Source organism: Tessaracoccus oleiagri, from assembly GCF_900103275.1.
In the GTDB taxonomy this organism is placed as follows: Bacteria; Actinomycetota; Actinomycetes; order Propionibacteriales; family Propionibacteriaceae; genus Arachnia; species Arachnia oleiagri.
This window is the reverse complement of record NZ_FNGP01000007.1, coordinates 37,250-59,181: the sequence shown is the minus strand read 5'-3', so window position 1 is coordinate 59,181 and position 21,932 is coordinate 37,250. Positions and strand designations below refer to the sequence as shown.

Sequence of the window (21,932 nt, the reverse complement as noted above, 5' to 3'; positions counted from 1 at the left end):
GTGATCGACGGGCTGGATGTGGACGGTTCGATCGACGTCCAGGCGAACAACGTCACGATCCGCAACTCCCGGGTGTCCACGGGTGCTGCGCGGTACCCGATCCGTGTGCACCCCGGTGTGTCGGGCACGCTGATCGAGCGTGTCGAGGTGAGCAACGAGGGCGGTGACGGCAAGGGCATCTACTTCAACAGTGGTTCGGGTACCGTGCGTTACTCGAACATCCACTCCGCGGAGGACGGCATCTTCATCACGGCCGACAACGTGGTGGTGGAGCACAACTACGTCCACCACCTGATGCGCAACGCCGAGGCCCACCCGGACGCGATCCAGATCCGCGGCGGCGACAACATCCGGATCCGTTACAACAACCTGCAGGCGATCCACCCGGACACGGGGGTGTCGAACGCGGCGATCCAGATCGGCTCGCTGGTGGGTGACACGATCACCGACCTCCGCGTGTACGGGAACCTGATGAACGGTGGCCGGTTCACGATCAACGGTGGTGGCCGCGGTGAGGTGGACAGTGCTGTGTACAGCGGGAACCGCTTCGGCCGTGATCACCAGTACGGCGTGCAGGGCAACCTGCAGAACAGTGTCTGGGAGACGAGCAACGTCTACCACGACAACGGCCAGCCCGCCCGCTGAGCCTCCTCCCACACCGAATCGGCCCGTGACCATTTCTGGTCGCGGGCCGTTTTCGCATCCGGGGCGCGGCGCGAGCGCACAATGGGCTCATGGGGGGAATCCGCGCCGGACCCGTCGCCGCAGCCGCCGCAGTGGGTGCGACGCTCATCGGCGCTGCCCTCGTCGCGGCGCTCCAGCCCTCAGGCTCGCCGACCGGGGCGCCCACCTCGGCCGCGGCGGCCCCCTCGCCCTCGCGACGTGCCGAGCCGCCGGACGCGTCCACGACGGGTGTGGTCGCAGGAACCGCGTTGCGGCGGGTGGACGGCCTGGAGGTCGTGCGCGACGGGGCCGTCCTGGAGGGGCTGGAGGTGCGGGGGGCGCTCGTGATCGCAGCGGACAACGTCACCGTCCGCAACACCAGGATCGTCACCGACACCGAGCGGTACCCCGTCCACGTGCGCGAGGGGGTGGTGGGCGCACTGCTGGAGCACATCGAGGTGGACAACCAGGGGAGCTCCGGCAAGGGCATCTACTTCGACGGCGGCACCGGCAGCGTCCGCTATGCCGACGTGCACTCCGCCGAGGACGGGATCGCCATCTCCGCGGACGGCGTGCTGGTCGAGCACTCCTACGTGCACCACCTCCACCGAACGTCGACGAGCCACAACGACGCCATCCAGATCCGCAGGGGGCACGGCATCACCATCCGGTACAACAACCTCCAGGCCTACAACGACCTAACCGGCGACCACCTGAACGCCGCCATCCAGATCGGGTCGCTCGTGGGCGACGAGCCGATCGCCGGCCTGCAGGTCATCGGCAACTGGATGAACGGCGGCAACGTCACCGTGAACGGCGGCGGCCGCGGCGAGGTGGCCAGCGCCGTGTATCGCGACAACAGGTTCGGCCGCGACTACCGGTTCGGCGTGGCCGGGAACCTGGAGAACAGCGTCTGGGACAGCAGCAACGTGTTCGACGACAACGACGAACCGGCGAGGGGGTCAGGATGAGGATCGGCTTCCTGGGGATCCAGTGCGACAACGCCAACCTCGGCGTGGCCGCGCTCGCGTACGCCGGCCTCCACCTCGTGCACCGCCTCGCCCCGTCGGAGGCGGAGTTCGTGCTGTTCTCAGACAACTCCGTCTCGGGCATCGACCGGATGCGCACCGCCCTCGGGATTGGGGAGCGACGAATCCGCGCCGTCCCGTTCCGTCACCGCAGCCCGCGCCACATGGCCCGGTCGGTCGCCGCGATGGCGGGGTGCGACGCGATCGTCGACTTCAGCGGGGGCGACAGCTTCTCGGACCTCTACGGCGCAAAGCGGCTGGCCAAGCTGCTGCTGCACAAGGAGCTGGCGATCCTGACCCGCACGCCGCTCGTGCTTGCGCCGCAGACCTACGGGCCCTTCCAGCGGCGGTGGTCCCGGCCGCTGGTGCGGCACGTGCTCGACCGCGCGGCGCTCGTCTTCTCGCGGGACGATCCATCGGCCGAATACGTCGCCGGGCTGGTGGACCGGGAGGTAATCGTCGCCACCGACGTGGCCGTGACACTGCCCTGGCGGCGCGGCGTCGAACTCGAGGGAGCCGAACCGGCGGTCGGTTTCAACGTCTCCGGCCTGCTGTGGCGCGGCGGCTACACCGGCCGGAACCAGTTCCACCTCGTCGCCGACTACCGCGCCTACTGCGACGAGGTGGTGGCCGCGCTGCTGGACGGAGGATTCTCGGTCCACCTCGTCTCCCATGTCGGGCCGGCGGGCAGGCCTGCGGCGGAGGACGACCTCACAGCTTGCCGGGAACTGCAGCGGCGCCATCCGCGCGCGAGATTGTCACCGCCGTTCGGGGATCCAGTGGAGGCGAAGTCCTGGATCGCCGCCACCGAAGTGTTCATCGGCTCCCGCATGCATGCCACGATCGCCGCCTTCACGTCGGGCGTGCCGGTGGTCCCGGCGGCGTACAGCCGCAAGTTCGCCGGCCTCTTCGGCAGCCTGGGCTACGAACCGCTCGTGGACCTCACGGTGCTGGACGCCGGGGCGGCGGCTGCGCTGACGCTCGGCCTCGTGCATGATCGGGCACGGCTCGCCGAACAGGTCGCCCTGGCCAACGAGCGGGCGCAGGCGCGGATCAGCATCTTCCCGGAGCGACTCGAGGCACTGCTCGGTGCGGAGCCGTCATGGGACTGAGACGCTTGGGCCGGGGGTCGTTGCCCGGGTGGGCCGTGCTGTGGGTTGGACTCGCGCTGACGCTGGGCGCCGCCCTCATCATCCCCGCCCACGCCCCGCCGCAGTACCAGTCGACCGCCCGTCTTCTGCTGCTGCTGCCGCCCGATGCCCGCAGCACGGAGGTCAACCCCTACCTGAACCTGCCCAACGGGCTCATCGTGCTCAGCATGCTGGTGGCGCAGGTCCCGGACGGCGACGCGGCCCGGGACGCGATGGCGGCTGAGGGCTTGGAGTCGCAGTTCGAGGTGGGCCTCGACCCGTCGCGGCCGGTGGTGACGCTCAGCGTGGAGGGCACGGACCCGGACGACGTGGTGCGCACCCGCGATTGGCTCGTCGCGCTGCTGGAGGCGGAGTTGTTGCGCGTCCAGACTGAGGAGGGTGCACCCGCGAGGCACGTCGCCGACACGTACTCGATCCTCGCCGAGCCCTCCGCGGACCGGATCCAGGGCGACCCGCTCCGCGCGTCGGCGGGGTTCGTCGCCGCGGGCACCGTGCTCAGCGTGCTGGCCGCGCTCGCCGTGGAGCGCCGCCGGTCCTCACCGGTGCCCGATTTCACCACGCCGGAAACCGGCGGGTTCTTTCCCGCGTGGATGTTCGTCGCGCTGTTCGCCGTGCTGCTGCTGGTGATCCCCACGCGGCTCGTGGTGGGTCCGATCGGTGCGCCGGGCGCCCCCGCGAACCTGCTGGCGCTCGGCGGCCTGCTCTGGTGGACGGCGGCCACGCTGGGCGGCCAGCTGCGCCGGTTCGACCTCTCGCCGCTGCGGTTGGGCGTCGGCCTGCTGGTGGGCGTGACGCTGCTCAGCTACGCCTTCGGCCACGTCCAGGGCTGGTACCAGCCGGCCGACGTCCGCCCGCGTTACGGTGCGAGGAACTGGCGGCTGGCGGACGTCCCGGAGATGACCGAAGTGGCCGTGAGCGCCTCCGACCGTGGGCTGCTGGCGCTGGCCGGCTGGGTCGGCATCGCGCTCGTCACCGCCGAGGGCATCCGGACGTGGCGCGAGATGCATCGGGTGCTGGTCTGGTTGGTGGGGGCCGCGACGGTGGCCGCCGCGATCGGCGTGGTGCAGTACTTCACCGGGTTCAACGCCGCCACGCTGATCGACCTGCCGGGCCTGTCGGCGTCGGCCGAGTTCGGGCGGGGCATCGCCCGGTCCGACCTCGTGCGGGTGGTGAGCACCTCGACACACCCCATCGAACTCGGCGTCGTCATGGCCTGCCTGTTGCCAATTGCGTTGCACGTGGGGCTGTACTCGAAGCGGCTCATCGGCTGGCTGCCCACCCTGATGGTCGGGCTCGCCACGCTGATGACGGTCTCACGCTCCGGCATCGTGGTGGCGGCGGTCGCGCTCGTCGTCCTGTTCCTCGGGTGGCCCAACCGGTGGCGAATGATGGCGCTGCTCGCCCTGCCGGTCATGGGGCTCGTCGGCCCGGTGGCGCTCCCGGGTCTCCTCGGCACCATCCGGTCGCTCTTCACCAATCTGGGCGACGACCCGAGCATCACGGGCCGGACCGACGACTACGACCTCGTCTTCAGGCTGATCGGCGAGCATCCGCTCTTCGGGCTCGGCTTGTTCACGTTCGTCCCGATGGTCTACCGCACGATCGACAACCAGGCACTGGTGCTCCTCCTCGAGATCGGGGTGGTGGGGACCCTCGCATTCTTCGCCCTGGTCCTCGTCGGGGTCGGCCAGGGCATCTCGGTGCACCGCCGGGGCCGCGACGACCAGGAGCGTCACGCCGGTCTGGCGGTGACCGCGTCGCTCGCTGGCGTCGTGACGAGCTACATCACCTTCGACGCCCTCGGCTTCCGCCAGGTGGCCGGCCTCACGTTCCTGTTCCTGGGGCTGGCCGGCGCGCTGTGGGGGCTGACGAGGCAGGTCGAGAGGACCCACCATGGCTGACGACGAGTACGAGTTCGGTCCGCTCAGGCGCGACGACCCGGAGGCGATCTCGGACCTCATCACACGGATGGACGGCGGACGGGGGGAGCAGCGGCTGCGAGACAAGTCCGCCGCCTACTACCGGTGGATGTATCTCGACAACCCGGCCGGGCAGGCCGTCGTGCACTCCGCGCGGCTGGGGGACAAGGTGGTGGCCTCCTTCGCCGTCGCGCCGAAGATCTTCCAGGTCGAGGGTCGACGCGTCATCGTCGGCAAGACCATGGACATGTTCACCGACCCCGGGCACCAGGGCAGGGGCCTGATCAAGCGCTGCACCGCCGCCGTCTTCGCGGGAGCCAGGGACGCCGGCATCGCCGGCTGGTACGTCACGCCCTCGGTGAATTCCTACCCGATCTTCCGCGACCGGTGGGGCTACGTCGAGGACTTCTCGCTGGCCTACCGGACCCGGGTGCTGCGTTGGGGGCCGCTCCTGGCCGCGTTCCTCCGCCCCCGCCCCGTCGCCCGGCTGCTGGGGGCCGTCCTCGGGCGGCTGCCGCGCCTCGTGCCCCGGCGCCGCCGAGCGCCGAGGGGCACCACCGTCGAGCTCCTGGAGTCGTTCGACTCCGAGGCCGACCGGCTCTGGGACTCGGTGGCGCCGGGATACCGCGTGGCCATGGTGCGGGACTCGGAGTACCTCAACTGGAGGTACGTGGCGAACCCGGACCGGTACACCTGCTTGGCGCTGCGCCGCGGCGGAAGGCTCGTCGGCATCGTCGTGCTCACCGAGACGATCCGGCGCGGGGTCCGGGTGGGGGAGGTCGTCGACCTCGTCTGCCCGGCCGGCGGCGACACACTCCGGCTGCTGCTGCGCGTCGCCCTCACCCACTTCCGGCGAGAGGGCGTCGCGCTCGTCCAGGCGTGGTCGATCCCCGGCACCGGACTGGACCGGCGGCTGCGCGGCGCCGGCCTCCGGCTCCGCCGCGGCCACGTGAAGTTCCTCGTCAGCCCGAACTTCCCGGAGCCGGCGGTCCACGACCCCGAGGCGTGGTTCATCACCCAGGGCGACGGCAACGACGTGTGAGCCTCAGCTCCAGCCGGGCGTCACCACCAGGGAGCGACGGGTGAGCAGCCACACCGCGTTGATGACGCTGCCGCGCACCTTCAGCGCCGCCTGCTCCCGCCGTCGCGGCAGCAGCACCCAGATCGCCGCCCAGGCCACGGTGGACACGGCATGGTGCAGGAGGCGGACCACCGCGTAGACCGCGCGCTCCCAGAGGGGATGGTGCTTGCGCCAGTAGAGGAGGTCCGACTTCTCCATGATCAGGTAGTACTTCACCGGGTAGGCCTTGGTGCTGCCGCCCCCGAAGTGGATGGCCTCGGCCTCCGGGTGGTAGACGCTCACCCAGCCGGCGTCGTGGAACCGCTTGCCCCAGTCGGTGTCCTCGCCGTAGAAGAAGAAGTCCTCGTCCAGCATGCCGACGCGGTCCATGGCCTCGCGCCGCACCATCAGGAAGCAGCCGGACAGGACCTCGGCGGGGTGCGTGTGGTCGTAGGTCTCTGGCGGCAGCGACCGGCCCGGGACCAGCCCGGTGCGCTTCAGCCACAGGTGGTCGCCGACCGCGTTCAGCAGGCTGGGGAACCGGCGGCAGTTCTGCCTCGTCCCGCCCTGCTCGTTGTAGGTGCGGGGGCCCACCATCGCCACCTCGGGGTGCTCGACGAGGTACGCGTACAGCGTGTCGATCACCCCGTCGAGGGCGACCACGTCGGTGTTCACCAAGCACACCGCTCGGCCGCGCGCAGCCCGGAACCCGACGTTGTTGGCCCTCGCGAAGCCGAGGTTGTCGTCGTTGACGATGATCTGGACCGACGGGTACCGCTCCCGCACCGCCTCCGGGGACCCGTCGTGCGAGGCGTTGTCCACGACGATGATCTCCATCGCGGTGCGCCGGGTGGTCTCGAGGAGCGACTGGATCACGCCCAGCAGTAGGTCGCGGGTGTTCCAGTTGACGATGACGACGGACACGTCGACGGTTTCGGTCACGGCTGTTCCTCCAGCGTCTGGTCGCCGGCGGGCGACGGGGGAGCCCCGGCGGAGCGGAGCTGTCGGAGGGCGCGGCGCTCACGGAAGAGCAGGACGGCCCAGGTGGCCGCGCCGAGCGCGGCGGAGAGCAGCACGTCGGCCCAGCCCGGGGTGGGTGCGACGAGGACGAGCAGGGCGGTCGGGATCGCGACGAGCACCGAGGCGAGGAGGCCGGGGCGCATCGTGGCGAGATAGGCGGCGACCGGGAGACCGATCACCTTGTGCAGGTTGACCAGTTGCACGGCCATCGCCACGAGCATCGCGACGAGGAGCGTCAGGGCCGCGCCGGGGCTGCCCCACAGCACCGACAGCGGGTAGAGCGCCACCACGACGATCGCCGCGCGCACGAACGTGAACCGCCGCTGGAGGCCGGGGCGGGCGAGGGCGAGGTAGACCGAGAACGTCACCATCGAGGCCATGTAGACGATGCAGAAGGCGGAGTAGAGCGAGAACGCGGGCGCGGCCTCGGCGAACGGCGGCCCGTAGATGAGCGCGAGCAGCGGGGCGGAGGCGATGGACATCACGGTGGTCAGCGGGAGGCCGAACGACCACACGAGCCGGGAGAGCTGCAGCACGCTGGCGCGCATGCCGGGGTGGTCGTCCTGGAACGTGGCGAGGATCGGCACGACGAGCGGCTGGACCACCTTGCTGAACAGCGTGAGGGGGAAGGCGGCCAACGCGATCGCGAGCGTGTAGAGGCCGAGCTGGTAGTCGGGGATGACCTTGCCGAGCACGAACACGTCGGCCTGCATGATGAGCAGGGTCATCAGCGGCAGTCCCGCCATCCCGCGGGAGAACCGGAAGAGGTCGCGGGTCGACTCGCGGTCGAGGTGGAGCCGCGGCCGCACCGGGCAGAGGACGAAGGACAGCACGAACCGGGCGAACGCCTCGAACACCGCGCCCAGCACGAGCGCCCACACGTTCTGCCACAGCAGCCCGAGCACGATGGTCATGGCGGTGCCGAGCAGCCCTGCGCCCTGCATCGTCCAAAGCGTCGCCCCGAACCGGAACTGCCGCTGCAGCGCGTAGATGCGGGGGCTGGTGAGCCCGGTGAACACGACGATGGCCGGCGCGACGAGCAGCAGCGGCTCCAAGGCGGGCTTGTCGTAGAAGCGGGCGATCGGGCCGGCGAGGAGGACGCCCATGACCGCGACGACGAGCCCTCGGACCACCCCGAACCACCAGGCCACGTTCAGGAACTCCGGCGTGCTGCCGCGCCTGTTCTGGATGACCGCCTGCGCCACGCCCACCTCCGTCAGCGCGGTGAACAGCGCGATCACGACGAGCGTGATCGCCATGAGCGCGAAGTCGTCGGGCAGGATGACCCGCGCCAGCAGCATGTTGCGGCCGAGCCGCGCGAGCCGGTCGACGACCGTGCCGGCGGCGAGCAGGCGCCCGCCCCGGAACGCCTTCGACCCGAGCGCCCCGGGGTCGGCCTGCTGCGGCTCGTGGACGGACATGGTGCGCGGCGCCTACCCGTGGATCTCGGGGACGTTCTCGACGAGCACCGGCGGTTCGTGCAGGTAGGCGGTGGTGCGCCGCTTCTGCTCGATGTCGCGGTACACGCGCTCCACCTGCTCGGCCGTCAGGCCCGTGGCGGACGCGACCTGGTCGACGGGCACGTCGTGGTTGAGCCCGTAGAGGCACAGGTCCATGAGGTGGTGCGGGAGCGAGAAGTAGAACTCCTCCTGCGACTGCGCCAGCGAGTACGTGTCCGTCGTCGACGGGCGCGTGCGGACCGCCTCGGGGACGCCCAGGTGCTCGGCCAGCGCGTACACCTGCGTCTTGTAGAGGTGCGCGATGGGCTTGATGTCGGCCGCCCCGTCGCCGAGTTTCACGAAGAAGCCCTGGTCGTACTCCAGCCGGTTCGGGGTGCCGGTGGTGACGTAGTTGAGCCGGTCGGCGTGGTGGTACTCGAGCATCTTGCGGACCCGCTGCTTGAAGTTCGTCGCGGCGACGATGCCGAGGTAGGCCTCGATCGTGAGCCGGTGCCGCGACCGCTCGCCCTGCGGGTCCTCGACGACGATCGAGTAGAGCCGGAGCGCGTCGTCGTCCACGACGCTGGGCAGGACGATCTTCGACTTCCAGCCCTCCCCGTACTCCGGCACGACGCGCCGCACCGCCTCGTCGTAGCGGCGGTAGCAGCCGACCGCCTCGAGGGTCGTCGCGATGTCCTCGACGACGGAGTCGAAGCCGAAGTGGTCGGAGATCGAGCGGCTGAGCGAGATCGTCTCCGGCGACGAGGCCCGCTCCGGCATGTGGAGCCCGAAGACCCGGCCCGGACCGAGCGCGGCGACGCACAGCGCCGCGGTCACGCTCGAGTCGATGCCCCCGGAGAGCGCGACGACGGCGCCCTTGCGCCGGTGGGTGGTGAGGTAGCCGCGGATCATCGCGACGATGCGGTCCGTCTCCGCGGCGAGGTCCAGGTCCAGCGTCCGCGGGCCGAAGTCGGTGGTGGTGGTCATGATGCCTCCTGGGCGGTGAGGTCGATGGCGAGGACGGGCTCCGGTGGCCGGGCCGGCGCGGCGCGGCGGCCAGCGAGGAACTGGGCGTGCAGCAGCTGGGTGGAGAGCACGGCGACGAGTCGCATGTTGTCGGTGTTGCCGAAGCGGCGGCTGCGCTCGCGGGCCTTGGCGACGAGCCCCCGGACCTGTGCGGCGTCGAACACGCCGGCGGCGAGCACGGCCTCGGTGGACGCCACGTCGAGCACCCAGTCCGGGGGTGCGCCGTCGCCGAAGAAGCTGGCCGCGTCGGGAGCCCGGTAGGGCTGCTTGGGGCGGTGGCGGATCGCGTCGGGAACGAGGTCCGAGAACGCGTGGCGCAGCAGGAACTTCTCCTCGAGGCCGAACAGCTTGTGGCGGGCAGGCAGCTGGTTGGCGAACGCGACGACGTCGCGGTCGAGGAACGGGAACCGACCCTCGACGGAGTTCGCCATCAGCATCCGGTCGCCCTGCGACGCGAGGATGTAGCCGGGCAGCAGGGTGGTCATCTCCAGCCACTGCGCCCGGGCGAGCGAGTCCCAGCCGGCGGCCTCGGGTGGCATCGCGCCGGCGTGGTCGGCGTGCGCGGCCTCCACCTCGCGCCGCATGCCCTCGTTCAGCAGCGTCACGACGGCGCCGGTGGAGTTCCAGCGGGTGCGGTGCGACGCAGCGGGATCGGACGGGTCGAAGTCGGCGGCGAAGAAGCTGCGCGCGAACGCGGGCGCCTTCCCCGGGTTGCGCACCAGCCAGGGGTACAGCAGCTCCGTCGCGCGGTCCCGGAGCCGCGACGAGGGGTCGCGGGCCCAGAACTCTCGGACCTTCGCCTCGCGGTAGATGTCGTAGCCGCCGAGCACCTCGTCGGCCCCCTCGCCGGTGACCACCACCTTGTAGCCGGAGCCGCGCACCAGCTTGGAGAGCAGGAACAGCGGTGCGGGCGCGGTGCGGAGCAGCGGCGACTCGGCGTGCCACACCACCTCCGGGAACACCTCGGCGATGTCGACGTGCGACACCTCGACGTCGTGGTGGTTCGTCTCGAGGCGCTCGGCCATCAGCCGCTGGTAGGGGCCCTCGTCGAACTCCTCGTCGGTGAACCTCAGCGAGAAGGTGTCGAGGTCGGCGTCGGTGAAGTGGCGGATCGCAGCCGCGGTGACCGACGAGTCGAGCCCGCCGGAGAGGTAGGCGCCGACGGGGAAGTCGCTGCGCTCGAACCGCAGCCGGGTGGCGTGGACCAGCAGTTCGCGCAGGCGGCCGGCGTTCTCGTCGAGGTCCTGACCGGGCTCCTCCCCGCGGGGCGGGAAGCCGGGCCGCCAGTACGGCTCGCTGCGGAACCCGGCGCCGTCGAACCAGGCGACGTGGCCGGGCGGCAGCTGCGCGATCCCGGCGAACGGGGTCCGGGGCGCGACCGTCGACCACAGGGAGAACACCTCGCCCAGGCCGGCGGGGTCGAGCTCGCGGGGGATCGTGTTGTCCGTGAACAGCGCCTTCACCTCGGACGCGAACGTGAGCCGGTCGCGGTCGAGCCGGTAGTAGAGGGGCCGCACGCCGAGCCGGTCGCGCGAGAGCACGAGGCGGCCGGCGCGCCGGTCCCAGATGGCGAGCGCCCACTGCCCGTTGAAGCGCGGGAAGCAGCCCGCGCCCCACTGCTCGTAGGCGTGCACGATCACCTCGGTGTCGGAGCGGGTGGTGAACCGGTGCCCGAGGGCGAGCAGCTCGTCGCGGAGTTCGATGTAGTTGAAGATCTCGCCGTTGAACGTGACCCAGACGGTGCCGTCCTCGTTGCCGATCGGCTGGGCGCCGCCCGCGTAGTCGATCAGCGACAGCCGCGTGTGACCGAGTATCGCCTTGCGGTCACGCAGCCAGCCGCTGCCGTCGGGCCCGCGGTGCGCGAGCGCGCCGAGCATCGGGAGCACGTCGTCGAGGTCCGGGGGAGCGCCCTGCGAGGCGACCCCGCATATCCCGCACATGGGTCACGGCTGGTCGTGGGCGTCCGCCGTCAGCGCGAGCAGCGCGTCGGCGTCGGTGAGGAGGGCCAGGTCGATCTGGTCGTCGGTGAGCCGCGCCCCGAGGACGTCCTCGACGAGCAGGGCCCGCCGGAGCGCGTCGAGCTCGGGGTCCTCCACCGGGCGCAGGTGGGCGCACTCGGCGACGAGCCGCTGCGCCAGCTGCCTGGTCATGCCGCCCCCTGGCGCTGCTTGGCGGAGACGTAGCGGGTCAGCCCCGCGACGCTGCCGAGGTTCTCGGGCAGGGTCTCGGTGTCCTCGACGGTGAAGCCGTACTCGGACTCCAGGAACTCGATCAGCTCCAGGACGCCCGTGGAGTCGATGACCCCGGTCTCCAGCAGCGAGGCGTCGTCGGCAGGCAGGCGGGCACGGTCCCCGAACAGGTAGTTGTCCGTGATGAACGCACGAAGGGTCTGGGTGATCTGCGATTCCATACCAATTTCCCCCGAATCGGTACCCCGTTGTAGATAACGAAGTGTACTGTCCGAACATCGACTTGAGCCAGAGTCCTTTTGAACCGGGGTGGTGGCCTTGTTCAGCGATTTCCTGCTCGCCGCCGGACGCGACGACGACGTGGCCGTGATCGACGGCCGCCCGTACACCTACGCCGACCTGCGCGCCGCCGCCCACCGCATCGCCGGTGAGCTCCTCGACCTCGGCGTCCCGCCCGGCGCGCGCATCGGGCTGCTCGGCACCAACTCGTTCTTCTGGATCGCCGGCTACCTGGCCGCGCTGAAGCTCGGCGTCGTCGTGCCGATGTCGGACAAGCTGGACGGCGACGAGCTGGCGGCGGAGGCGGAGTTCGTGGACTGCGCGGCCCTCCTGGCCGATCGACGCCAGCTGCGCCACCTCGGGGACGCGCTGGGGGACCGGCCCGTCGTCACCGACGAGGTGCTCGCAACCGACGGCCGCTCGGCCTGGCCGGACGCCAGCCCCGCCGCCGGGGACGACGCCGCGCTCATGTTCACATCCGGCACGACGTCCAGACCCAAGGTCGTGCGGCTCACCCACCGCAACCTGCGCGCCAACACCGAGTCCATCGTCGAGTACCTCGACCTCGGCCCCCACGACCGCGTGCTCGTCATCCTGCCGTTCCACTACGTCTTCGGGGCTTCGCTGCTGCACACGCACCTCGCGGTCGGCGGCAGCGTCGTGCTCTGCAACACGTTCACGTTCCCGGAGACCGCGATCGAGCTGATCGCCGAGCACGCGTGCACCGGGATGGCGGGGGTGCCGTCGTCGTACCAGCTGCTGCTGAAGGCGAGCAGCTACGCGAGCCGGGCGCTGCCGTCGCTCACCAAGGTCCAACAGGCCGGCGGGAGGCTCGCGCCCGACCTCATCCGCAGGCTCGTCGCGGCGCAGCCGACCAGCCGCGTCTTCGTGATGTACGGGCAGACGGAGGCGACGGCGAGGCTGTCGTACCTGCCGCCGGAACTGCTGGAGACCAAGCTCGGTTCCATCGGCCGCGGCATCCCGGGGGTGGAGCTCGTCGTCGAGCACCCCGACGGGCGGCCGGTCGCGCCCGGCGAGGAGGGGGAGATCGTCGCCTCCGGGGAGAACATCTCGCCCGGCTACTACCGCGACGAGGCGGCCACCGCGGAGAAGTTCCGCGACGGGCGGCTGCGCACCGGCGACATCGCCACCGTCGACGAGGAGGGCTTCATCCACATCGTCGGCCGCACCGGGGACTTCATCAAGTCGTGGGGCTACCGCATCTCGCCGCAGCAGGTCGACGAGACCGCCCTGCTGCACGACCACATCGCCGCGGCCGTCACCGTCGGGATGCCCGACCCGGACGCGGGGGAGGCCGTCACGCTGGCCGTGACCGCCGTGCCCGGGGTGACGCTGACCCCCGACGAGGTGCTTGCCTTCCTGCGCGGGCATCTGCCGAAGCACATGGTGCCCGCCGCCGTGCACGTGCTCGACGAGATCCCGCTCACCACCAACGGGAAGATCTCCAGGAGCGCCGTCCGGACCCTGTTGGAGACCATGGGCTGAGTGTTACCTTGGTGGTCTGGATGATCAGGGGGAGATCATGCTCAGGAGACCACTCATTTCGCTGGCCGTCGGGCTCGTGGCGCTGGCGCTCCTCGGGACCGCCGCCTACGCGTTCTACTGGGACCCGCAGCCGACGTACAAGGCGGCGCCCAACGACGCGGCATCCCGCGTCAGCCCACAGGAACTTGAGCGCGCCGCCGAGCAGCGCGTGTTCTTCGGGCACATGTCGGTGGGCAACAACGTGATCAGCGGCCTGCGCCAGCTGTACGAGGCGCACGACGTTGCCCCGCCGAACTTCATCGAGACCGACATCGGCGAGATACCGTCGCTCGACGAGGACGGCGGCGCGTTCGTGCACACGCTGATCGGCGAGAACCGCCACCCGTACCGGAAGCTGGAGAACTTCGAGGCGATGCTGCGGGGCGGGCTCGCCGACCAGGTGGACGTCGCGCTGATCAAGTTCTGCTACATCGACCTGCGCTGGGACTCCGACGTCGAGAAGCTGTTCGAGACCTACAAGGCGACGATGGCGCAGCTCGAGGCGGACTACCCGCATGTGCGGTTCGTGCACCTGACCGCGCCGCTCACCACCGGGCCGTACGGCATCAAGGACCACATCAAGATGGTCGTCGGCCGGAACGACAACGCCACCCGCGAGCGCTACAACGCGCTCATCCGAGCCGAGTACGGGCCGGATCGCGTCTTCGACATCGCCGCGCTCGAGTCGAGGGCACCCGACGGTGCGGTGAAGGCCGAGCTCTACTCCGGCTACAGCAACGACGGCGCCCACCTCAACGAGACGGGCGCGGCCCTCGTCGCCGCCGAGTTCGTGCGGATGCTGAACGCCACCCCCAACTGACGGCCGGGGCGACGATGGACGGGGTGCTCCGCGGCGTCGGGGTGGACATCGTGGAGGTCGCGCGGATCGAGCGTCTGCTCTCGCGCGGCCGGTTCGCCGGACGCTGGTTCACGGTCGCGGAGGTGACCTGTTGCGGCCTCGACGGGTCACCCGCCGTCCGCTTCGCCCGGTTGCTCGCCACCAAGGAGGCCGCGTGGAAGGCGCTGGGGGTGGCGTGGCAGGGCGGTGTGCCCTGGGCGATGCTCGAGGTCGGGTTCGGGGATGGGGTCGGGCCGGTGCTGCTGCGCGGGCAGGTGGCGGAGGCGGCATCGTCGCGCGGGGTCGGGGTGATCGAGGCGGCCTCGGGCTGCGACGGCCACCTCGCGTACGCGGTGGCATTCGCCTGGACCGGTGACTTGCAGGTTACGGCGGAGTAGGCTGCTCGCAGCATCAATGGCTGGAGGGAGCCTCACCGTGCACCGAGTTCTCAGGGGAATCGCGGCGGCTGGCGCCGCGATCATGCTCGGTGCTGCCTCGATCGCGCCCGCGGCCGCGGACAACGACTCGCCCAACCGCGGCCGCTACGCCGCTCTCGGCGACTCCTACGCCGCGGGGGTGGGCCTCGCGCCCCTGCGTGTGGCCGGTGAGTCGATGCGATCCTATGAGGCGTACCCCGTGCTGCTCGCAGTCGGAGCGCACCGCGTGACGTTCCTTGCCGAGAGCGGTGCCACGGTCGACGAGGTGTTGGAGCAGGTGGCGCGCATGCCGGAGGCTGCCCGACAAGTGACGCTCACCGTCGGCGGCAACGACGTTGGCTTCGTCGACGTGCTGACGAACTGCGCGGCCGAACTGCAGACGGTGTCGTGCCAGGCGGCTTTGCAGCAGGCGTTCGTCGCCTCCAGCGAGCTGCCGGAAGAGCTCGGCCTCCTGCTCGCGGCGATCCGGGAGCGGGCCCCGCAGGCGACGGTGTACGTCACCGGGTATCCGCAGCTGTTCCAGCTCTCGACGACCGGGGCCTGCACCACCCTCGACCTCGCCGGCTTCCCCTACGATCCGGCCGCGCTGCAGACCATCGACAACGCCGCACTGGGGCTGAACCAGATCATCGAGGGGACCGTCGCCGCCACCGCGCTCGCCACCCTCGACCGCGGGCTCGTCTACGTCGACGTGACCGACGAGTTCGCCGGGATGGGCGCGTGCAATCCTTCCGGCCACATCGCTCCGCCGGCCTTCATGCCTGGCACCAGGGTGCCCCTGCCGTCGAGCCTCCATCCCACCGCAGAGGGCCAGGAAGCGTACGCCGAGGCCATCGGCGACGAGGGCTTCACCAGCCGCTACTGAGGCTTTTGGAGTCCCTGAAAAATAACCTTCCGGAATGGTAGTCAGAACGGTTTCCACCCGTTAGGCTGCAGCCAGCCGCGTCAGGGGAGATGCGGTCACGATTCTGGGGGGAATTCATGAAACACACTCGTATGCGAACGAAGCTGTTCGCTCTCGGCGCGGCCATTGTCCTCGCAACCACCGGGTTGGTTGCCAACGCGGACGACATCAAGCACGCCATTGCCACCTCTGCTGGCTCCACCATCACGCTGAACGTCGGCGACCCCGGAGGCACGAGCTACTCGGTTGTGACCACCAACGGTGATGGCAAGAACGGCTGCAACCTGACAGGGCAAACGGCACTCACCGTTGACGTCATCTCTTCCGACACCTCGATCGTCTCGGTGTCGGCCGCACAGATCACCTTCAACTCATGTGGCGATGTGAAATCGGTCGGCGTAACTGGCCTTGCCGCGGGCACGGCGACGATCTCACTGTCGCAGGTGACCAACACCACCGGCGGGACGTTCAACCTCGCGCCCGCCACGTTCACCGTGGTCGTCAACAAACCAGTGGTCGTGGAACCGAAGGACACCACCCCGCCGACGATCGCCTTCGAGACCCGCACTCTCGCGAACGGCAAGGGCTGGAACGACGGAGATGTCGTAGTCACCTGGACCTGTACCGATGACGTGGGCGTGGACGAGTCCGCCTCGACGCTCACCCAGAAGGTGACCTCGGAGGGCGCGAATCTCAGCGCCATTGGAACATGCAAGGACCTCGCGGGCAACGTGGCCACCCATGAGGTCACCGGGATCAACATCGACCGCACGTCGCCAGTGATCGAGCTCGCGTCGCGCGTCCCTGCGAGCCCCGACGAGTGGGGCACTTCGGGCCTCGTCTCATGGAGCTGCACCGATACCCTCAGCGGTGTCGACGTGTCGGCGTCGTCCCTCGAGGCCAACATCAGCGGGGACGGGGCGGACCAGAGCGCCGACGCTGAGTGCTTCGATCTCGCCGGCAACCGCGCCACTCAGACCGAGACCGGGATCAACGTCGACGCGACGCCCCCCGTGATCGAGTTCCAGAACCGCGCTCCAGTGCCCAACGCCAACGGCTGGAACAACTCCGACGTCGTCGTGACCTGGACCTGCACCGACGCCACCTCGGGCGTCGACGGATCCGCCTCGAATCTCTCGGTGACGCTGACCGCGGAGGAGGCGGACCAGACCGCCGAGGCCGTCTGCGTCGACCGTGCGGGCAACCGGGTGACGGCCAGCGAGTCGGCGATCAGCATCGACAAGACGGCGCCCACGCTCTCGTTCGAGTCCCGCACGTCCGCGAACGGTCAGGGCTGGAACAACTCCGCAGTGATCGTCACCTGGACGTGTACCGACGACCGCGGCGTGGACCTCGGCGCTTCCACACTGGAGGTGACGCTCGACGAGAGCGGCGCGGGGCAGAGCGCCGAAGGGACGTGTGTCGACCTCGCCGGCAACCGCGCCGTCGACACGGTCCAGGGGATCAGCATCGACCTCTCCGCTCCGACGATCGCCCTCGAGTCCCGTACGCCCGCCAACGACAACGGGTGGAATGACACCGAAGTGGTCGTGACGTGGACCTGCGTGGACACTTTCAGCGGCGTCGATGCAACTGCCTCGACGCTGCGGGCGGTCTTGGGTGAAGGCCCGAACCAGAGCGCGGACGCCATCTGCGTGGATGCGGCCGGAAACAGGGCGACGGCGAGCGAGACGGGCATCAACGTGGACCTCACGGACCCCGTGCTCGCCTTCCAGTCGCGCACCGCACCCAACGCCCACGGCTGGAACAACGGCGACGTCGTCGTGACGTGGACCTGTGAGGACGCCCTGAGTGGCGTCGACGGGGCAGCCTCCCTCACCAGCGTCACGCTGAAAGAAGAAGGCAAGAACCTGAGTGCCAAGGGCGTCTGTGCGGACCAGGCGGGCAACACGTTGGAGGACACACAGGATGGGGTCAACATCGACCTTACCGACCCGGTCATCTCCTACGTCGGTCAGGACCCCGCGGCGGTCAACGGCTGGAACAACACCGCCGTCACGCTCACCTGGACCTGCACCGACAAGTTGTCCGGCGTACACGCCGACGACGAGACGCTGACACGCACGATCACGCAGGAGGGCGAAGACCTTGACGCCACCGGCACCTGCATCGACCTCGCGGGCAACGTGAGCAGCGACACGCAGGACGGGATCAACATCGACCGCACGGCCCCGCGCATCTCGTACGCCGGTCAGAATCCGCCGGCAGTGAACGGCTGGAACAAGACCGACGTGACTGTCACGTGGAACTGCGCGGATGATCTCAGCCGCCCGGTCTCGTCGACGACGTCGCAGACCGTCACCGGTGAAGGCTCGGCGCTCACGGTGACGGGTACCTGCACCGATCATGCCGGCAACTCCTCCAGCGCCACCGAGGAGGGCATCAGGATCGATCGGACCAAGCCGACGATCACCTGGAACGGCGGACCGGCCGAAGGGTCGAGCCACTATTTCGGCTCGGTACCGGCTGCTCCCACCTGCACCGCCGACGACGACCTGTCGGGCGCGGACGGCTGCGAGGTCACCGGCTACGGCACCGCCGTCGGCAACTACACGCTGACCGCCAAGGCCGCGGACGTCGCCGGCAACCAGACGGTCGAGACCCGGAGCTACAGCGTCAAGGCCTGGACCATCTCCGGTTTCAAGTCGCCGGTCGACATGGGCAAGGACTGGAACGCAGTCAAGGGCGGCTCGACGGTGCCGCTGAAGTTTGAGGTCTTTGCGGGAGAGACGGAGCTCACCGACACGTCTGTCGTGGCCTCGTTTAGGGTGGCGGGCGTGGCATGCTCTGCCGACAGCCTCAAGGCGGAAGACATCGAGTTCACCACCACGGGGAAGACGGTCCTGCGTTACGACGCGACCGAGGGCCAGTTCATCCAGAACTGGCAGACGCCCAAGAATCCCGGCAAGTGCTACACGGTCACCATGAGCACCATCGACGGAAGCAGCGTCAGCGCGAACTTCCGCCTCAAGTGATCCAGTAAGGCATCAACAGGCGCGAGCCCCGATTAGTGTGGAAGCAATCCACCTGAAAGGGGCTCGTGCTGTGCATATGGGACTGATCGGCCTCGGCCGAATGGGCGGGAACATGCGGGAGCGGCTGCGGCGCGCGGGCCACACCGTCGTCGGGTTCGACCGCAACCCGGAGTTGTCGGACGCCAGCGGCCTGCGGGACATGGTGGCGCAGCTTCCCGAGTCGCCGAGGGTGGTGTGGCTCATGGTCCCTGTCCAAGCCGTCGACAGCGTGCTGGACGAGCTCGTCGGGCTGCTCTCGGACGGTGACATCGTCATCGACGGCGGCAACTCGAAGTGGACCAACGACAAGGAGCACGCGGCGCGGCTCGCCGAGCGGGGAGTGCGTTTCCTCGACGTCGGCGTGTCTGGCGGGGTCTGGGGCCTGGAGTACGGCTACGCGCTCATGGTGGGCGGTGACTCCGCCGACGTGCAGCACTGCATGCCGCTGTTCGAGGCGCTGAAACCGGAGGGCGACTACGGCTTCGTCCACTCCGGCGGTCACGGTGCGGGCCACTTCGCGAAGATGGTGCACAACGGCATCGAGTACGCCATGATGCAGGCCTACGCCGAAGGCTGGGAGCTGCTGATGGCTTCGGAGGAGGTCGAGAACGTGAGCGCCACCTTCGAGAGCTGGCGGGAGGGGAGCGTCGTGCGGTCCTGGCTGCTGGACCTGCTCGTCGCCGCGCTGGAGAAGGACCCGGACCTGCAGAAGATCCGCGGGTACGCCGAGGACTCCGGCGAGGGGCGGTGGACCGTCGAGGCGGCACTCGACCTCGCCGTCCCCGTGCCGGCGATCTCCGCCTCCCTCTTCGCGCGCTTCGTCTCGCGCCAGGACGACTCGCCGGCGATGAAGATGATCGCGGCGTTGCGCAATGAATTCGGCGGCCACGCCGTACTCCCAGAGGATGACTGATGACCACGGACAACGCAGGTATCGAACTCGGGCTGGACTCGTTCGGTGACATCACCACCGACGTGTACGGCAACATGCTCTCCTCCGCCCAGGAGATCCGCAACCACATCCAGCACGCCGTCATCGCCGACCAGACGGGCGTCGACGCCATCAGCTTCGGCGAGCACCACCGCTACGACTTCGCCATCTCGGCGCCGGACATGGTCCTCGCCGGCGCCTCCGGCCTCACCCAGCGGATCAAGCTCGGGACGGCCGTGACGGTCCTCTCCAGCGACGACCCGATCCGGGTGATCGAACGCTTCAACACCCTCGACGCGATGAGCAGCGGCCGCGCCGAGATCACAGTGGGCCGGGGCTCGTTCATCGAGTCGTTCCCGCTGTTCGGCTACAACCTGCACGACTACGAGATGTTGTTCGAGGAGAAGTTCGACATGTTCGCGCAGCTCCTCGACCGGCCCGAGAAGTTCAACTGGTCCGGCAGCCACCGGCCGCCCGTCGTCGACGGAGTGGTCATGCCGCGCGCGGAGCGCCGCCTCGACGCCTGGGTGGGGGTGGGCGGCTCGCCGGAGAGCGTGTTGCGCGCCGTCCGGCACCGCGTGCCCATGATGCTGGCCATCATCGGCGGCCCCGCCCGACGGTTCCAGCCGTACGTCGAGCTGTACCGCCAGGCGCAGCAGGAGTCGGGAATCGAGCGGATGCCGCTCGGCGTCCACTCGCCGGGGCACGTCGCCCGCACCGACGGCGAGGCCCGCGACCACGTGCGCGCCGCCTGGATCGAGTACCGCAACCGCATCGGCAAGGAACGCGGCTGGCCGCGCGCGGGGGTCGACGAGTTCGAGAGCGAGGTCGCAGGGGGCTCGTTCTACGTCGGCTCCCCGCAGACGGTGGCCGAGCGGATCGCCGACACCGTCCTGGCCCTCGGCCTCGACCGCTTCGACTTGAAGTACTCGAACGGTCCAGTCCGCGAGGACCACCTGCGCCAGAGCGTCGAACTCTACGGCACCGATGTCGTCCCGCGCGTCCGCGAGCTCGTCCGCGCCGCCCGGGAGGCCTGACCCGGCCTCGCCCAGCGGGTTTACCTGCCGAATCCGGCAGGTAAACCAAGCCACCAGCGAGAGTTCGATTTACCTGCCGGATCCGGCAGGTAAATCGCACTCTGACAGGTAAACCGAGCGTTAGAGGCCGACGAAGTTCTTGATCCGGCTCATCTCGCGGCGGCCCTGGGCGAGGCCCGCCTGGTACATCACCTGGAGCTTGGCGACGTTGCGCTCCGAGTTGGTGATGGGCATGTGCTCGGGGAAGACGAGGTAGGCGCGGCCGTCGCGCTCGAGGTCGAGCAGTTCCTCACGGGCGCGGTTGTAGTTCGCGGCCCGGGCGAAGAGTCCCTCGGCGACGGCGGGGTAGCGCTTCAGGGCCGCGCGCATGGCCCGGCCGCCGCGCTGGGGCTGCTTCACGTACTTGCGCGGGCGGGTCGTCACGACGATGAGCCGCTCGAACCCGGCGGCGAGGGCCGCGTCGTGGGCGAACCCGCCCGTCGGGCCGAGGGCACCGTCGCAGTAGTCGACACCATCGATGGTGGTCCACGGCATCAGCAGCGGCATCGTCGACGAGGCGCGGACGCGTTTCATCAGGTCGACGCGGGTCTCGATGTCCTCGCGGGTCCAGTAGACCATCTCGCCGTCACTGCAGCGCACGGCGCCGATGGCGAGCTGCGTCGGGTTCTCCTGGAAGCGGTCGAACCGGTACGGGAGCGGCTGGTGCTCGTCGCTGGTCTGCTCGTAGATCCATTCAGCGTTGAAGAATCCCTTGCCACGCAGCCAGTGCGACAGGCCGCCGAACTGGTCCTCGCGGGCGAAGTCGGTGAACGACTTCTTGGCGCGCAACTGGTCGCGGATGAGGTAGTTGGCCGTGCAGCTGGACCCGGCCGAGATGCCGCCGACCCAGCCGGTGAAGACCTCCGCCTCGAGCAGCGCGTTCAGCACGCCCGACGAGTAGGAGGCCCGCATGCCGCCGCCCTCGAAGACGAGCGCGACGTCGGGTGCGGTGATCTTCACTGCGCGAGGGCCCGGTAGGCCTCCTCCGAGGAGTCGCGCAGGAACTGGGCGCAGCGCTGCTGCTCCTCGACCTCGCCGATCCGGCCGGCGGCGACGCTGAGCGCCCAGAGGCAGCGCAGGAAGCCGCGGTTCGGAACGTGCTCCCAGGGGATCTGGCCGCTGCCCTTCCAGCCGTTGCGGCGCAGCGCGTCGAGCCCGCGGTGGTAGCCGGTGCGCGCGTAGGCGTAGGCGCTGATCGACATCTCGAGCCGGTCGTCGCGCAGGCATGCCTCGGCGAGCAGCGCCCACACCAGCGACGACTCCGGGTACCGCGCGGCGACCTCCAGGAACCCGTCCTTGCCGGCCTCGCGGATGGCGTCGAATGCGGGGTCGGACGGCAGTTCCACACGGACGGCGGTGGCGAGCAGATTGGGGTGCGTCTCGGTCATGCGC

Annotated in this window: 20 protein-coding genes; 12 read left to right on the top strand and 8 right to left on the bottom strand. The window is 69.7% G+C overall.

Features of this window, described 5'->3' with window-relative positions:
* The 5 genes from BLR46_RS14685 to BLR46_RS14665 form a co-directional block, all read left to right on the top strand.
* Nucleotides 1–645: PLP-dependent aminotransferase family protein (locus BLR46_RS14685; RefSeq protein ID WP_218118494.1), on the top strand; the 645-nt coding region annotated here is incomplete at its 5' end.
* Between the two features lie 89 nt (nt 646–734).
* On the top strand, nt 735–1,634 hold the full coding sequence (locus BLR46_RS14680; RefSeq protein WP_143008330.1) for a right-handed parallel beta-helix repeat-containing protein: 900 nt from the start codon (nt 735–737) through the stop codon (nt 1,632–1,634).
* Nucleotides 1,631–2,803, top strand: a complete 1,173-nt coding sequence (locus BLR46_RS14675) for a polysaccharide pyruvyl transferase family protein (RefSeq protein ID WP_093253862.1) — start codon at nt 1,631–1,633, stop codon at nt 2,801–2,803. The genes BLR46_RS14680 and BLR46_RS14675 overlap by 4 nt, the downstream gene beginning before the upstream one ends.
* Entirely contained in the window at nt 2,794–4,743 is a 1,950-nt protein-coding gene (locus BLR46_RS14670) for an O-antigen ligase family protein (protein ID WP_093253860.1), read from the top strand. Before BLR46_RS14675 ends, BLR46_RS14670 begins: the two co-directional genes overlap by 10 nt.
* Nucleotides 4,736–5,803 carry a GNAT family protein gene (locus BLR46_RS14665; protein WP_093253857.1) on the top strand — a complete coding sequence of 356 codons (1,068 nt, stop codon included), beginning with the start codon at nt 4,736–4,738 and terminating at the stop codon, nt 5,801–5,803. The genes BLR46_RS14670 and BLR46_RS14665 overlap by 8 nt, the downstream gene beginning before the upstream one ends.
* 3 nt (nt 5,804–5,806) lie before the next feature.
* On the opposite strand, the gene BLR46_RS14660 is transcribed toward BLR46_RS14665, so the two are convergent.
* Genes BLR46_RS14660 through BLR46_RS14635 form a run of 6 tightly spaced genes read right to left on the bottom strand, consistent with a single transcriptional unit; the run spans nt 5,807 to nt 11,716 of the window.
* Nucleotides 5,807–6,763, bottom strand: a complete 957-nt coding sequence (locus BLR46_RS14660; RefSeq protein WP_093253855.1) for a glycosyltransferase family 2 protein — start codon at nt 6,761–6,763, stop codon at nt 5,807–5,809.
* Nucleotides 6,760–8,262, bottom strand: a complete 1,503-nt coding sequence (locus BLR46_RS14655) for an oligosaccharide flippase family protein (protein WP_093253852.1) — start codon at nt 8,260–8,262, stop codon at nt 6,760–6,762. The genes BLR46_RS14660 and BLR46_RS14655 overlap by 4 nt, the downstream gene beginning before the upstream one ends.
* A 12-nt stretch (nt 8,263–8,274) precedes the next feature.
* Nucleotides 8,275–9,267: an NAD(+) synthase gene (nadE, locus tag BLR46_RS14650; protein ID WP_093253850.1), complete on the bottom strand. Its 993-nt coding sequence runs from the start codon at nt 9,265–9,267 to the stop codon at nt 8,275–8,277.
* Entirely contained in the window at nt 9,264–11,246 is a 1,983-nt protein-coding gene (gene asnB / locus BLR46_RS14645; RefSeq protein ID WP_093253848.1) for an asparagine synthase (glutamine-hydrolyzing), read from the bottom strand. Before asnB ends, nadE begins: the two co-directional genes overlap by 4 nt.
* A gap of 3 nt (nt 11,247–11,249) precedes the next feature.
* On the bottom strand, nt 11,250–11,456 hold the full coding sequence (locus BLR46_RS14640) for a hypothetical protein (protein WP_093253846.1): 207 nt from the start codon (nt 11,454–11,456) through the stop codon (nt 11,250–11,252).
* A complete protein-coding gene (locus BLR46_RS14635; protein ID WP_093253844.1) occupies nt 11,453–11,716 on the bottom strand; it encodes an acyl carrier protein in 264 nt (87 codons plus the stop codon). The genes BLR46_RS14640 and BLR46_RS14635 overlap by 4 nt, the downstream gene beginning before the upstream one ends.
* A gap of 97 nt (nt 11,717–11,813) precedes the next feature.
* Here BLR46_RS14635 and BLR46_RS14630 point away from each other — a divergent pair, with 97 nt between their 5' ends.
* The 7 genes from BLR46_RS14630 (at nt 11,814) to BLR46_RS14600 (ending at nt 20,501) form a co-directional block, all read left to right on the top strand.
* Nucleotides 11,814–13,280, top strand: a complete 1,467-nt coding sequence (locus tag BLR46_RS14630; protein WP_245701758.1) for a class I adenylate-forming enzyme family protein — start codon at nt 11,814–11,816, stop codon at nt 13,278–13,280.
* Nucleotides 13,281–13,317: 37 nt separating this feature from the next.
* Nucleotides 13,318–14,139: an SGNH/GDSL hydrolase family protein gene (locus BLR46_RS14625; protein ID WP_093253839.1), complete on the top strand. Its 822-nt coding sequence runs from the start codon at nt 13,318–13,320 to the stop codon at nt 14,137–14,139.
* A gap of 14 nt (nt 14,140–14,153) precedes the next feature.
* Nucleotides 14,154–14,555: a holo-ACP synthase gene (locus BLR46_RS14620; RefSeq protein ID WP_093253837.1), complete on the top strand. Its 402-nt coding sequence runs from the start codon at nt 14,154–14,156 to the stop codon at nt 14,553–14,555.
* A 37-nt stretch (nt 14,556–14,592) separates the two neighbouring features.
* The gene (locus BLR46_RS14615; protein ID WP_176761807.1) at nt 14,593–15,459 is read left to right on the top strand and encodes an SGNH/GDSL hydrolase family protein; all 867 of its coding nucleotides are present in this window, start codon (nt 14,593–14,595) and stop codon (nt 15,457–15,459) included.
* A 131-nt stretch (nt 15,460–15,590) separates the two neighbouring features.
* Entirely contained in the window at nt 15,591–18,494 is a 2,904-nt protein-coding gene (locus BLR46_RS14610; protein ID WP_093253832.1) for a PxKF domain-containing protein, read from the top strand.
* 70 nt (nt 18,495–18,564) lie between these two features.
* Nucleotides 18,565–19,446 (top strand): phosphogluconate dehydrogenase (NAD(+)-dependent, decarboxylating), encoded by an 882-nt coding sequence (gene gnd, locus BLR46_RS14605; RefSeq protein WP_093253829.1) that lies wholly within the window; start codon nt 18,565–18,567, stop codon nt 19,444–19,446.
* On the top strand, nt 19,446–20,501 hold the full coding sequence (locus tag BLR46_RS14600; protein ID WP_093253827.1) for an LLM class flavin-dependent oxidoreductase: 1,056 nt from the start codon (nt 19,446–19,448) through the stop codon (nt 20,499–20,501). The genes gnd and BLR46_RS14600 overlap by 1 nt, the downstream gene beginning before the upstream one ends.
* Before the next feature lie 120 nt (nt 20,502–20,621).
* On the opposite strand, the gene BLR46_RS14595 is transcribed toward BLR46_RS14600, so the two are convergent.
* Nucleotides 20,622–21,500 (bottom strand): patatin-like phospholipase family protein, encoded by an 879-nt coding sequence (locus tag BLR46_RS14595; RefSeq protein ID WP_245701757.1) that lies wholly within the window; start codon nt 21,498–21,500, stop codon nt 20,622–20,624.
* Nucleotides 21,497–21,928, bottom strand: coding sequence for a DUF3151 domain-containing protein (locus tag BLR46_RS14590; protein ID WP_093253824.1), 432 nt, complete (start codon nt 21,926–21,928; stop codon nt 21,497–21,499). Before BLR46_RS14590 ends, BLR46_RS14595 begins: the two co-directional genes overlap by 4 nt.
* Nucleotides 21,929–21,932 lie beyond the last annotated feature (4 nt).